The organism is Streptomyces sp. NPDC001594 (genome assembly GCF_042893675.1).
Taxonomy (GTDB): domain Bacteria; phylum Actinomycetota; class Actinomycetes; order Streptomycetales; family Streptomycetaceae; genus Streptomyces.
Window position 1 is genome coordinate 530360 of the sequence record NZ_JBIAVB010000001.1, and the last position, 13138, is coordinate 543497.

Annotated in this window: 13 protein-coding genes; 8 read left to right on the top strand and 5 right to left on the bottom strand. The window is 75.1% G+C overall.

The features are described 5' to 3' along the window. Positions 1-82: 82 nt before the first annotated feature. Positions 83-613, bottom strand: a complete 531-nt coding sequence (locus ACFY0O_RS02715; RefSeq protein ID WP_388941874.1) for a DUF6328 family protein — start codon at positions 611-613, stop codon at positions 83-85. Between the two features lie 144 nt (positions 614-757). Here ACFY0O_RS02715 and ACFY0O_RS02720 point away from each other — a divergent pair, with 144 nt between their 5' ends. From ACFY0O_RS02720 to ACFY0O_RS02740, 5 genes are all read left to right on the top strand, one after another. Further along, positions 758-1888, top strand: coding sequence for an enolase C-terminal domain-like protein (locus ACFY0O_RS02720; RefSeq protein ID WP_388941877.1), 1131 nt, complete (start codon positions 758-760; stop codon positions 1886-1888). 127 nt (positions 1889-2015) lie between these two features. Further along, positions 2016-3746: a glycoside hydrolase family 15 protein gene (locus ACFY0O_RS02725; RefSeq protein WP_388941879.1), complete on the top strand. Its 1731-nt coding sequence runs from the start codon at positions 2016-2018 to the stop codon at positions 3744-3746. Positions 3747-3875: 129 nt separating this feature from the next. Continuing rightward, positions 3876-4856, top strand: coding sequence for a GlxA family transcriptional regulator (locus ACFY0O_RS02730; RefSeq protein ID WP_388941882.1), 981 nt, complete (start codon positions 3876-3878; stop codon positions 4854-4856). Between the two features lie 56 nt (positions 4857-4912). After that, positions 4913-5668: an MBL fold metallo-hydrolase gene (locus tag ACFY0O_RS02735; RefSeq protein WP_388941885.1), complete on the top strand. Its 756-nt coding sequence runs from the start codon at positions 4913-4915 to the stop codon at positions 5666-5668. 108 nt (positions 5669-5776) lie between these two features. After that, entirely contained in the window at positions 5777-6259 is a 483-nt protein-coding gene (locus ACFY0O_RS02740; RefSeq protein ID WP_388941888.1) for a hypothetical protein, read from the top strand. Positions 6260-6270: 11 nt separating this feature from the next. On the opposite strand, the gene ACFY0O_RS02745 is transcribed toward ACFY0O_RS02740, so the two are convergent. Beyond that, positions 6271-7452, bottom strand: a complete 1182-nt coding sequence (locus ACFY0O_RS02745; RefSeq protein WP_388941891.1) for an ABC transporter substrate-binding protein — start codon at positions 7450-7452, stop codon at positions 6271-6273. A gap of 66 nt (positions 7453-7518) precedes the next feature. Here ACFY0O_RS02745 and ACFY0O_RS02750 point away from each other — a divergent pair, with 66 nt between their 5' ends. Then, positions 7519-7680: a hypothetical protein gene (locus ACFY0O_RS02750; RefSeq protein ID WP_388942284.1), complete on the top strand. Its 162-nt coding sequence runs from the start codon at positions 7519-7521 to the stop codon at positions 7678-7680. A gap of 8 nt (positions 7681-7688) precedes the next feature. Further along, on the top strand, positions 7689-8219 hold the full coding sequence (locus ACFY0O_RS02755; RefSeq protein WP_388942253.1) for a methyltransferase domain-containing protein: 531 nt from the start codon (positions 7689-7691) through the stop codon (positions 8217-8219). A gap of 22 nt (positions 8220-8241) precedes the next feature. Here the strand turns inward: ACFY0O_RS02755 and ACFY0O_RS02760 are convergent, their stop codons facing one another. The 3 genes from ACFY0O_RS02760 to ACFY0O_RS02770 form a co-directional block, all read right to left on the bottom strand. Next, entirely contained in the window at positions 8242-10236 is a 1995-nt protein-coding gene (locus ACFY0O_RS02760) for an ATP-binding cassette domain-containing protein (protein WP_388941894.1), read from the bottom strand. A 111-nt stretch (positions 10237-10347) separates the two neighbouring features. Then, positions 10348-10539, bottom strand: coding sequence for a hypothetical protein (locus ACFY0O_RS02765; RefSeq protein ID WP_388941897.1), 192 nt, complete (start codon positions 10537-10539; stop codon positions 10348-10350). 176 nt (positions 10540-10715) lie between these two features. Beyond that, complete coding sequence (locus ACFY0O_RS02770) at positions 10716-11990, bottom strand: FAD-dependent monooxygenase (RefSeq protein WP_388941899.1); 1275 nt, start codon at positions 11988-11990, stop codon at positions 10716-10718. Between the two features lie 180 nt (positions 11991-12170). Here ACFY0O_RS02770 and ACFY0O_RS02775 point away from each other — a divergent pair, with 180 nt between their 5' ends. Then, complete coding sequence (locus tag ACFY0O_RS02775) at positions 12171-13130, top strand: TetR/AcrR family transcriptional regulator C-terminal domain-containing protein (protein WP_388941901.1); 960 nt, start codon at positions 12171-12173, stop codon at positions 13128-13130. The last annotated feature ends 8 nt before the right edge of the window (positions 13131-13138 follow it).

Below are 13138 nucleotides of genomic sequence, written 5' to 3' on the forward strand. Positions count from 1 at the left end.
GGCGTGCGGTGAGCGGCGGGGCGCCGGGCGGTGTGCGCCGGGCGGCGTCGACTCGTTTCTCGTCGTTTCCCGTCATTCCTCGTCACTTCTCGTCGGTGTGCCGCTCGCGTGCCCACAGGGGCAGCGCGAACCAGCACAGCAGGTACCAGGCCACCACCCCGCCGACGAGGCACGGGACGAGCGGCCCGTGGGTCACCACCCGCAGGACGAGGAAAAGGGCGGAGGTGAAGGTGACGAGCAGCAGCACGATGCCGGCGAAGGTCAGACGCGAGGCCCAGACCACCGCTTCGGGTTTGATGCGGCGGCCCGAGACGATGCGGTGGAAGGACACGGGCCCGATGAGCGCGCCCGCGGCCAGCGAGCCGGCCACGACCGTGGCGACGTAGACCGCCTTGTCGGTCGCCGAGATCCCCTGGAAGTGGGGGGTGAAGGCGACCGTGAGCAGGAAGCCGAAGAGGATCTGCACGCCCGTCTGGGCGACCCTGATCTCCTGCAGCAGCTCCTGCCACTGCCGGTCGGCCCGTTCTTCCTTGCTTTCGTGCCGGCCTCGGTCGGCCGGTTCACCGCCGTCCGGCCGCGCGGCAGTCCGCTGCTCGGTCCGCTGCTCCTTCATGTTCTGCCGGTTCCTCCCGTTCGGCGTGGTCCTGGTCCTTTGCGCGCCTACCCGCCCGGCCCGTCGGCACACGCGCCGGTGGGAGGACTGCGGGCGGGCGGTGGGGGTAGGCGCGCGGTACGCCCCTGTCTGAGGAGGGCTCGGATGCGTGCGCGGAAGGACGGCGGGGACACGCCGGTGCAGCGGATCGGAGTCGGTGCGTACACCGTGCCGACCGATGCCCCGGAGGGGGACGGCACCCTGGCCTGGGACTCCACGACCGCGGTGGTGGTGGAGGCCGACGCGGGCGGGGTGCGCGGGTTGGGGTGGACGTACGCTCCGGCGGCGGCCGCGGAGGTGGTGCGGGAGCTGCTGGCGGGGGTGGTCGAGGGGGGTGACGCCTTCGGGGTGCCCGGGTTACACGAGTTGATGTGCCGGGCGGTGCGCAACGCGGGGCGGCCCGGGATCGCCTCGTGCGCGATCTCGGCGGTGGACATCGCCCTGTGGGACCTCAAGGCCCGCCTGCTGGGGCTGCCGCTGTCCGACCTGCTGGGGGTGGTGTGCGCGGAGGTGCCGGTGTACGGCAGCGGCGGGTTCACCACGGCGCCGGACGAGCGGCTGCGGGCGCAGCTGGAGAGCTGGGTCCACGGCCTGCACATCCCGCGTGTGAAGATCAAGATCGGGCAGGACCGGGGGCGGGCCGTCGGCCGCGACCTCTCGCGGGTGGCGCTGGCCCGGGAGGTGATCGGGCCCGAGGCCGAGCTGTACGTGGACGCCAACGGCGCCTACGCGCGGGGGCAGGCGCTGCGGGTGGGCCGTGAGCTTTCCGCGTACGGGGTGAGCTGGTTCGAGGAGCCGGTCTCCTCGGACGACCTGGCGGGGCTGCGGCTGCTGCGCGACCGCCTGGACTGCGACGTGGCGGCCGGGGAGTACGGCTACGACCTGCCGTATTTCGCGCGGATGACGGCGGCCGGGGCGGTGGACTGCCTGCAGGCGGACGCCACCCGCTGCGGCGGGATCACCGAGTGGCTGCGGGTGGCCGCGCTCGCCCGGGCGCAGGGGCTGGCGCTGTCGGCGCACTGCGCCCCGCACGTCCACGCCCATCCGGCGGCGGCCGTCCCGGACTTCCGGCACATCGAGTGGTTCCACGACCACGCCCGGCTGGAGCCGCTGCTGTTCGAGGGCGAGGGGTTGCTGGACCCGTCCGGGGGCTCGGTGCGGCCGGGGGCGTCGGGGGCGCCGGGGCTCGGGCTGGCGCTGCGCCGGGCCGGGGTGGAGCGGTACCGGGTGCTGTGAGCCGCGGGCCCGTCGGACGGAGCGGCCCCTGGTTGGGGCCGCTCCGTCCGGGTAGCCGCCGGTACAGCGGAAGGGGGTGAGCGCCACGGATCGGCGTCGCACCGGACCACGCCCCGGACTGCGGCACGTGCCGCGGCCGTTGCGGGACTACGCGCTGCTGGCCGACGGGGAGCGGGGGGCGCTGACCGGGCCGGACGGCGACGTGGTGTGGCTGTGCGTGCCCGGCTGGGACGATCCCGCGGTGTTCAGCGAACTGATCGGGGGCGCGGGCGCGTTCACCGTGCGGCCGGAGTGCTCCTGGAACGTGTCGGGCGGGGCGTATGACGAGGGCTCGCTGATCTGGACCGCCCGCTGGACGATGCCGGACGCGGTGGTGGAGTGCCGGGAGGCCCTGGCGGCCCCGGCCGAGCCGCACCGGGTGGTGCTGCTGCGCCGGATCCGGGCCGTGGCGGGGGCCGCGCGGATGACCGTCCGGCTGGCGGTGCGCGGGGAGTACGGGAGTGCGCCCGCGCCGGTGCTGCGACGGGCCGGGGAGGGGCTGTGGGAGGGGGCGCGCGGGTCGCTGCGGGTGCGGTTGCGGGGTCCGGACGGGGCGTGGGTGGCGCCGGACGGGGAGTGGGGCGCGCTCGTGGACGTGGCGCCGGGCGGCGTCCACGACCTGGTGCTGGAGGTGGGCGAGGGGCCGCTGGGCGAGCCGGTCGACGCGGAGTCGGCGTGGCGGCGCACCGAGGGGTTCTGGGCCGGCGCCGTGCCGTCGTGCTCCGGGCTGACGGCGGCCCGGGACGTGCGCCAGGCGTACGCGGTCCTCACCGGCCTGACCAGTCCGCGGTCCGGTGCGATGGTGGCGGCGGCGACCACCTCGCTGCCGGAACGGGCGGAGGGGGACCGGGACTACGACTACCGCTACGCCTGGCTGCGCGACCAGTGCTACGCGGGGCAGGCGGTGTTCGCGCACGGCCCGCACCCGCTGGCGGACGCGGCGGTGCGCGTGGTCACCGAGCGGGTGCTCGCGGACGGGCCCGGGCTGCGGCCGGCGTACCGGACCGACGGCTCGCGGGTGCCGGCCGAGCGGCGGCTTCCGCTGTGCGGCTACCCGGGGGCGACGGACCGGATCGGCAACCACGCCGGGGAGCAGTTCCAGCTCGACACCTTCGGCGAGGTGCTGCAACTGCTCGCGGCGGCGGCCCGCGACGGCCGTCTGCCGGGGGACGGGGTCCGGGCGGCGGTGGTGGCGGGGAAGGCCCTGGAGGAGTTCTGGGACCGGCCGGACGCGGGCCTGTGGGAGCTGGAGCCGGCCTGGTGGACCCATTCGCGGCTGGCCGCGGTCACCGGGCTGCGCGCGGCCGCGCGGGAGATCGGCGGGGCGGAGGCGGACCGGTGGAACGCGCTGGCGGAGACGGTCCTGCGGGAGACGCGGCGCCGCTGCCTGCACTCGTCGGGCCGCTGGCAGCGGTCCGCCACGGACACCGGCCCCGACGCGGCGCTGCTGCGGCCGCTGGCCTCGCCGTACTGGCCGGGCCCGCGGCCGGTCGCGGTGGCCACCCGGGAGGCGGTGGCGCGGGAGCTGGCGGTGGACGGGTTCGTGTACCGGTTCCGGCAGGGCGACGGGCCGCTGGGCGAGCTGGAGGGCGCGTTCCTGCTGGGCGGCTTCCAGATGGCCTCGACCTGCCTGGCGCACGGCCGGACGGCGGAGGCGGGCCGCTGGTTCGAGCGGACCCGCGCGGCCGCGGGGCGGGCCGGGCTGTTCGCCGAGGAGTACGACGTGCGCGGCCGGCAGCTGCGGGGCAACCTGCCGCAGGCGTTCGTGCACGCCCTGCTGCTGGAGAGCGCGGTACGGCTGGACGGCGCGGCGGGCTGAGCCGGCGCCTGCGGACCGGGAGCCGGGGCGGCAGAGGGGCTCGGGAGCCCGGGGACGTTACACGTGTATGGCTGAATGTGACAGAAGCTGGTCATTGCGGCCATCAGGCAGCAGCGGAATGATCGGGGCATGCTCCCACCCCACAAGATCGTCATCGTCGCCTTCCCTGGCGCCGAACTGCTCGACGTCACCGGCCCGGCCGAGGTGTTCTCCGTCGCCACGCGTGTCGCCGGCCCCGGGCGGCCCGGCTACACCGTCCGGGTGGCCACGGCCGGCGGAGGGCCGGTGGCGACCTCCAGCGGGCTGCGGGTCATGGCCGACCTGGCGCTGGAGGAGGTGGACGGGGACGTGGACACCCTGCTCGTGTCAGGGGCGGTGGAGGTCGGGGGGAGCGGCGTGGAGCCCGTGCTCGACGGGGCGGTCGTCGACTGGTTGCGGGAGGCCGCGCCCCGGGCCGGACGGGTGGGGTCGGTCTGCGCGGGCGCGCACCTGCTGGCCGCGGCCGGCCTGTTGGACGGGCTGCCCGCCACGACCCACTGGCTCACGGCCGCCCGGCTGGCCGCCGACCACCCGCGCGTCGCCGTCGACCCGGACCCCCTGTTCATCCGGGCCGGACGGCTGTGGACCTGCGCGGGGATCACCTCGGGGATGGACATGGCCCTCGCGATGGTCACCGAGGACCACGGTCCCGAACTCGCCCTAGCGACCGCCCGGATGATGGTCATGTACGTCAAACGCGCGGGCGGTCAAAGCCAGTTCAGCGTGCCGCTCGCGGTGGCGGACGCGCCCGGCGGGGACCGGATCGACGAGCTGCGGGTCTGGATCGGCGAGCACCTGACCGAGGACCTGTCCGCGGAGGCACTGGCCGCGCGACTGCACCTCAGCGTGCGCCACTTCTCCCGCCTCTTCCGCCGCCGGACCGCCACCACGGCCGCCGTGTACGTCGAGTCCGCGCGGGTCGAGGCCGCGCGCAGGCTGCTCCAGGACAGTGAGCACGGCCTGCCGGAGGTGGCCGCGCTGAGCGGGCTCGGCTCGGTGGAGAGCCTCCACCGCTCCTTCCGGCGCCGTCTGGGCACCACCCCGGCGGAATACCGCCGCCGCTTCCGCTGACGCCCGTCATCCCCGTTTCGTTCGCTCTCGCCCTCATCCCGTATGGAGAACGCATCGTGTCCACCGCCACCCGTGTCGTCCCGATCCCGGTCCTCGGCCGGCACAACATCAACGCCTACCTGCTGCTGGGCCGTCGGCCCGTGGTCATCGACGCCGGCACCCCCGGCAGCGGCCGGAAGATCCACGACGCGATCGCCGCGCACGGGGTGGACCCGGCCGACCTGTCGCTCATCGTCCTCACCCACGGGCACATCGACCACTTCGGCTCCGCGGCCGAACTGAGCCGACTGACCGGCGCACCCGTCGCCGGTCACGTGGCGGACCTGGGGCCGTTCCGCACCGGCCGGGTCCGTGAACCGTACCTGCCCACGGGCCCGATGGGCCGCCTGATGGCCCGTAACGCGAAGCTGCACGCGCGGGCCGAACCGGTCGAGCCGGAGGTGCTGTTGCGGGGCGAGACGGACCTGTCCGAGTTCGGGATCGAGGCCCGTGTCATGCCGACTCCGGGACACACCGCCGGATCGGTCTCGGTGCTCACCGGGCGGGGCGACCTCGTCGCGGGCGACCTGATCGCCGGCTCCTTCATGGGGCTCGTCCCGGGCAGACCGGCCAACCCCCCTTTCCACGACGACCCCGTGGGCAACCTCGCCAGCCTGAGGCGGATGCTCGACCTGGGGCCGGCCCGGCTCCATGTCGGCCACGGCGGTCCGTTGGAGCCCGGCCGGGTGCGCCAATGGGCCGCCCGGGAGGAGCGGCGCCTCGCCCGGCGCCGGGCCGCCGGCCGGCTCCTGGCCCGGGGCGCGGAGGACTGACGACACCTCTATGACATCTGTCATCCCGCACGGGTGATCGCGGGCCCTGCCGGCCGCCCCCTCCCCCTGACGAGAATGAGGTCACCGCAACGACCACGGGGGACCGAAATGAACATCCTGAAGAAGACGGACACGAAGACGGCGACAGCGACGGCGACGGCCGGCGGACCGGGCGCGGAGGGCGACGCCGGGAACCTGGCTCCGGCCGACTACCGGCTGCCGGTCTGGTTCTTCGGTTTCGAAGGCGTCCTCGCGGCGGCCTTCGACATCATCAAGGCCTTCCCCTCGGCGTGGCCGGTCCTCTTGGGGCTGCTGGTCGTCAACATCGCCGTCTCGCTGACCATGATGCGCCCGCGCCTGAAGCTGGCGAAGGCGCTGTGGCGGGGCAAGGAGACGCGCAGGGTCGCGATCGCCCTCGTCGTCCTGCGGGTCGGCAGCCACTTCGCCCTCAACGCGCTCGGGTTCGCGGTCACTTCGACCTTCGGTCACGCCGTTTTCGCCGTGGTCATGGCAACGGTCACGATCGGCCTGCTGGCCTACTCGCAGGAGACGGCCATCCGCGCCCTCACCCGCACTCCGGCCGGCCGCTGACCCCGCCCGCGCTACACGGGCGCCCCGGGGCGCCCCTCCGAGGTCCACAGGACGCGGAAGCGGCCGGGGTTGAGGGGATCCCGATCGGCCACCTGGACCGGCGGCCACGCCCACTGCCGCACGCCGATGCCCGGCACGCGGGAGAACCGGATCTCGCCCCGGGTCCCTTCGACCGCCACCCCCGCCCAGGGGTCGTCCCGCCGGGGGGAGCGCAGCACTTCGGCGAGGACGGTGAGCGTGTCGTAGCCCTCGAAGGCCACGAAGGAGGGCGCCTCGCCCAACCGGGTGCGCAGGGCCGTCTCCACCCGGGCGCCCAGGGGTCCGAGGCGTTCGGGCAGGTAGCGCAGGAACGGGACGGCCGCGCCGTCCTCGCCCAGCAGCGCCGCCCACTCGGTGAACTCCGGCTGTCCGGCGGGCGCGCCGATCAGGATCCCGCCGAGCCGGGGGTCGCGGCGGACGGCCCTGACGACCGGCACCGCCGGATCCGGGTGGCCCACCAGGAGGAGGAGGGCGGTCGCGCGTTGTGCGAGGAGTTCCTCGCATACGGCCTCCGGGGTGAGCGTGCTCATGTCGAGCTCGGACAGGGTCGCGCCGCGCGGGGTGAGGTGTTCGCGCAGGATGCGGGTGCCGGCGGCCCAGTAGACGCTCGGTTCGGCCGCGACGGCGATCCGGGCGTGACCGGCGCCGAGGAGGAAGTCGGCGTAGGTCCGCCAGCCGTGGGACTGGGCCGGGGCCAGGCGGGCCACGGCGTCGGCCGGGTGTTCGGTGAGCGCGTCGATGACCGCGGAGGAACAGAGGAACGGCAGGTCGAGGGCGGCGGCGCGGGCGGCCGCGGCGCGGGCGGACACGCTGTGGTACTCCCCCGCCAAGGCCGCCACGCCCAGTTCCGCGAGTTCGTCCACGGCCGCCGCCGCGCGTCGCGGGTCGGCGGCCGTGTCGCGGACGACCAGTTCCAGTGGCCGTCCGGCGATTCCGCCGGCCTCGTTGACCTCGTCGGCGGCCAGTCGGAGCCCGGCGACCAGGTGCCGGCCCGCTTCGGTCCAGCCGGGGCGGGTCAGCGGGGCGAGGGCGCCGATCCGGACGGGCGCCACGTCAACTCCCCCTGGTTGCCGCGCCTCTGGGTGGTTACTCGTGTTACTGCGTCCCGCTTCTCCCATGCGGTCATTGCATCCCCGGCCCCTGTCCCCCGGCAAGCGAATATCCGGGCCCCGGGTCGCCCGGGCCGGGATGCCCCCCGGGGCGGCCCTTGCCGTGTCGGCATGGATCACAACGAGCGGGCCGTACACGCCTCGTCGTTCGGGGCCGCGGCCGTCGCCCACGCCGAACACCGACCCGACTACGCGCGGGCCGCCGTGGCCTGGGCACTGGAAGCCGCCCCGGCCCGCGGCTGCTGGACCTGGGCGCCGGGACCGGCAAGCTGACCGGCACCCTGCTCGCCTCGGGCGCCGAGGCCGTCGCGGTCGAGCCGGATCCGGCGATGCTCGCCGAACTGCGGCGCGGCCTGCGGGGTGTCCGCGCCCTCGCGGGGAGCGCGGAGGCGATCCCGCTGCCGGACGGTTCGGTGGACGCGGTGCTCGCCGGCAACGCCATGCACTGGTTCGACATGTCCGTCGCGGGCCCCGGTGGATGGGATCGCGCAGGTGAGCGACAGCGCCGCGACCGGCCCGCGCGACACCCTGGCGAGTTGGCGCGCCGTGACCGCGGAGACGCACCGTCCGCGCAGCGGCGCCCACCGGTTCGGCTCGCCGGAGCAGTCCGCGTTCCCGCACGGGCAGCGCCGCACCGCCGACTCCCTCGTGGCGACGCTCGCGACGCGCGCGGGGATGCTCGTCATGCCGGAGGAGGAACGGGAGACCGCCCTCGGCCGGATCCGCGGCTACCTCGCCGGCCGCCCCGAGACCGCGGACGGCGAGTTCACGCTGCCGATGCTGACCGGCGTCCTGCGCGTCGGCGGTTCTGAGGGACGGACGGACGGCCCGGCGCTACGGCTGCCTGGGCACGGCCGCCGGGGCCCGCTGGGTCGGGATGGCGCCGTCACGGTCGTTCTGGAGGGCGAGGAGCTCGCGGAACAGGCCTGGCGACGTGGCCAGTTGACCGTACGTACCCTCCTGGACTACCCGGCCGCGGTCGAGGACGACGATGCGGTCGGCCACGGCCACGTTGGTGAGGCGGTGCGTGACCAGGACGACGGCGCGGTCCCGGGCGGCCTGCCGCAGGTGGGCGAAGATGCGGTGCTCGGCGCGCGGGTCGAGGGCCGAGGTGGGCTCGTCCAGGACGAGGAGGCCGGCGGGGCGGTAGAAGGCGCGGGCCAGGGCGATGCGCTGCCACTGGCCGCCCGAGAGGTCGGTGCCGCCGAGCCATTCGCGGGCCAGGAGGGTGCCGAGGCCGGAACGGAGTTCGGCCACGACCTCGTCGGCGCCGGTGGCCCGGCAGGCCTCCCAGACACCGGCATCGTCACCGCCCCCGCTACCGCCCGCAGCACGACCGTCGCCACCGCCACCACCTCGACCGTCGCCGCGGGCGTCGCCGCCCACCGGCTGGCCGAGGGTGATGTTGTCGCGGGCGGTCAGGGGCCAGCAGGCGTAGCGCTGCGGGACCATGGCGACCTGCTTCCACGCGGCGTGCGGGTCGAGGGCGGTGGTGGGGTGGCCGTCCCAGGTGACCGTGCCGGCGGTGGGCAGGTGGAGCCGGGTGAGGAGGTTGGACAGGGTGGTCTTGCCGGAGCCGTTCTCGCCGACCAGGGCGACGATCTCGCCGCGGCGGACGCGGAAGTCGACGCCGTCGAGGGCGTTGCGCTCGCTGCCCTCGTACCGGTAGACGAGCTTCTCGGCGCGGACCTCGGCGGGGGCGCCGGGGACGATCTCGCCCGCCTTGAGCCGGTAGCCGCCGGTCTCCTCCAGGAACCGTGACCAGTCGTCCATGTACATGCCGGTGCGGAAGATGACGGCGGACATCCGGACGACGCCCTGGACGGAGCCGGTGACCGTGCGCAGGGCGAGGACGGCGGTGCCGGCCGCCGCCACCGACAGGTGGCCGGTGGCCAGGAGGGCGACGAGCACGCCCCAGACGAGTGCGGAGGCCGCGCCGCCGCCGAGGGCGCCGAGGAAGGCCATGCGGGCGCCGTCGGTGACGGCCCGCCGGTGGACCTCGGTGACGCGCCCGGTGATGCGCCGGTAGGTGCCGAGGAGGAACGGGGCCATCGTCCCGGCGCGGATCTGGTCGGCGGCGTGGCTGTCGGACAGGTGCCAGCGCAGGACGCCGAGCATGCGGCTGTGTCCCGTCATCCGCACGCCGGCGGTGTAGGTGACGCGGGCGCTGTGGATCTGGGCGATGCCCTGCGGGATGCCGGCGAGGACGAGGAAGGGGATGAGGACGGGGTGGAGGGCGCCGAGGACGAAGGCGCCGGCGAGGAGGGAGGCGAGGGCGGCGATCAGTTCCTGGCCCTCTTCGATGATGTCCTTGGCGACGACGGCGCCGCGTTCGGCGTTGTCCCAGCGGTCCTTGAACCCGGGGCTGTCGTAGGCGGCGAGCTCGGAGGTGGTCGCCGCGTCCAGCAGCATCAGCTCGCACTCCTGCTGCATCAGGGGTGCGAGCCGGGAGGAGAGCCAGGTCACGGCGATGTACAGGCCGGCGCGCAGTCCCGCCGCGGCGGCGAGGACCGCGACCGAGGGCCAGGCGTCCCACAGCCGGTCGGTGATGTCCCCGGAGGAGATGAGGGCGGTGATGGTCGAGGTGGTGGCGAGCAGGCCGGTGGCGGCGGCGACGCCGGAGACCGCCTGGCAGGCCATCAGGACCACGACCGAACGGCGGTCGACGCGCCAGGCGACGTTCAGCGAGCGCTTGAGGAGGTGCGGGAGCCTTCGTGCCATGTGACGTAGCGTGATGAGCTTGGTCGCCTCCCATCTGCTGTCCCGCTCGAACGCGAAGGCGAGTTCTTCCTGGACCCGTTCCTGTCCGTCGCTGTCGTTGCTGGTCACCGGCTGCGCCTCCGAGGGTGCGGGAAGCGCCAAGTCTTCGCCATGATCGGGGTGTCGGGAAGCCCTGGGCGGGACCGGTCACCCGAAGGTGTCCCGGGGCGGCCGCCGCGCTCAGGGCGCGGTGTCCCCTCCCCCGCTCTCCTGCCGGAGGTCGATCGCGGGCCGCCGCATGAACCGCTGCCAGCCTTCGGCGGCGCGGGCGCGCAGGGCGCGGCCCGGAGCCGCGGGGTCGGGCTCCTGCGTCTCGACGGTGCGTCCGCTGGCACCGGGCTTGCGGCGGGGCAGTGAGGGGGTGGTGGACATGCTCCTTGCTCCTCTCGGACGGGGACGCGGCGGGTCGGGGGCCGGGGCCGTGGTCCCGCCGCGGGGGGTGCACGTCCGGGGCGGCTGGGGCTGGGCGGCTCCGGGGTGCGGTGACCACCTTGGCGGCCGGAGGGGCGATCGATCAATGGGCGCGTCGTTGCGGTTTGGGCACGAGGTCACGGCCGGGGCCGGCCGTGCGCGCCGGCGTCCGCGCCGGCGTCCGCGCCGGCGGCGGGAGCGTACCGCGGCAGGGCGATGTCCCCGGCCTTGGCGAACTGCGCGCCGAGCACGGCGCGCATGGGCCACCGGGTCATCGACCGCATCGAGAGGTCGCGCAGCCGGATGCCGAGGCGCCGCGACGGCGCGTACCCGGCGGCCCCGCCGGGCGGAAGTTCCTGCGCGCGGGTCACGTACGGGCGCATGACCGCGTCGTAGCGCCGCAGCGCGCGGGTGTGGTCTCCCCCGGCGGCGGCAAGTTCGCTGGCCAGGACGTACGCGCCGACCAGGGCGAGACTGGTCCCGAGACCGGTCAGCGGGGTGGCGCAGTAGCCGGCGTCGCCGAGCAGCACCACACGGCCGCGCGACCAGCTGTCGAGGCGGACCTGGCCCATGGAGTCGAGGAAGAAGTCCGGGGCGGTGCGCAGGGCCCGCAGCAGGCGCGGGGCTTCCCAGCCGACGTGGGCGAAGCGGCGGGCGACGAGTTCCCGCTGGGCGGCGAGGTCACGCCGGTCGTAGGCGAGCGGGGGCGAGCGGAAGCTGAAGCCGGCCTTGATCTCGCCGGGGAGCCGGCCGGGCCGCGCGGAGGCGACCAGGCCGCCGGGAGCGTTGTGCATCAGGTACCAGCCGTCGAGGTCCAGGTCGTGGTCGGTGGCGGTGAACCAGGAGGTGTAGAGGCCGAGCGGGCGGACGAAGTCCCGTTCGGGGCCGAAGGCGAGCGTGCGCACCACGGAGTGCGGGCCGTCCGCGCCGACGACGAGCGCGAAGCGGCGGGGTGCGGCCTTCTCGAAGGTGACGGCGACCGGGCCGCCGCCGTCCGGGCCGGCGCCGGGGGCCTGTTCGATGCCGGTGATGGTGTCGTCGAAGAGGTATTCGGTGTCGGGCAGGGTGGCCTCGTGGAGGAGGCGGGCGAGGTCGCCGCGCAGGATCTCGACGTCGGAGACGATCCCTTCGCCGCCGAAGGCATCGGCGGGCAGCCGGGCGGTGGTCCGGCCGGAGGAGTCGACGAGGGCGAAGCCCCGCTGGTCGACGGCGTGCGCCCGGACCCGTTCCATCAGGCCCATCCGTTCGATCACGGTACGGCCCGCCCCGCGCAGGTCCACCGTCTGCCCGCCCGGCCGGGGCGCGGGCGCCCGCTCCACGACGGTGACCTCGAAGCCCGCCGTGCGTAGCCAGTACGCCAGCGCCGGTCCGGCGATGCCGGCTCCGCTGATGAGGATCTCGTTGTTCGCCATGCTGCGAATGTACGCCGTACGCACAGAGCCTACAACCATCAGATCCCAACGAGACAAGACCTGTAGACACCGACCGCACTAGTGCGGTGACCTCTCGGGGATGGCTGCGTACGGTCCTTCGCGCTGGGGGGGCGCCTAAGATGGCAGACACCAGGTGCACTAGTGCGGAGGGGGTATGCGGTGGGCGAACGCGCGGTACCGCGCTACAGCCGGATCGTCGCGGAGCTGCGGCGGCGGATCGAGACGGGGGAACTGGCGGCGGGCGCGCGCGTCCCGTCCACCCGTGAGATCACCCGGCAGTGGGGCGTCGCCATGGCGACCGCGAGCAAGGTGCTGGCGGAGCTGCGCCGCGAGGGGCTGGTCCGGGCCGTCCCGGGCGTCGGTACGGTCGTGGCGGCCCCGGCGCGCCCGGCGCGCACCGCCCGGCCGGCTCCCGCCGCACGCCCCGCCGGCGCGCCCGAGGGTCCGGGGGCGCTCACCCTCGGGCGGATCGTCGACGCCGCCGTCGCGGTCGCCGACGCGGAGGGGCTGGCCGCGGTCTCGATGCGCCGGGTGGCCGCCGACCTGGGGGTGGCCACCATGTCGCTGTACCGGCACGTCGCCGACAAAGAGGACCTGCTCACCCGGATGATGGACGGCGTCATGGGGCGGCACCCGCTGCCCGCCGATCCCCCGCCGGACTGGCGGGAGGCGGTCGAGCTGGCGGCCCACCGCCTCTGGGACCTCTTCCGCCGCCACCCGTGGCTGGCCCCGGCCCTGTCGATGACCCGCCCCCAGCTCATCGCCTCGGCGCTGCCGTACACGGAGTGGATGCTGGCCGCCCTCCTCAGGCACGGCCTGGACCTGCAGTCCGCCTTCACCGCGCACCTGACGCTGCTGAACTACGCGCGCGGCATCGCCGTCAACCTGGAGGCCGAGCGGGAGGCGGAGGCCGACAGCGGCCTGGACAGCGAGGAGTGGATGGACCACCAGGAGCCGGACCTCCTGGCGGTCCTGGGCACGGGCCGCTTCCCGGCCCTCGACCACCTGGCGCAGACCGGCTACGACCTGGACCTGGACGCCCTCTTCGAATTCGGCCTCCAACGCCTCCTCGACGGCCTGGCGGCCCTGCCCGACCCGGGTCCGGACCGAGAGGGTTGATCCCGCCG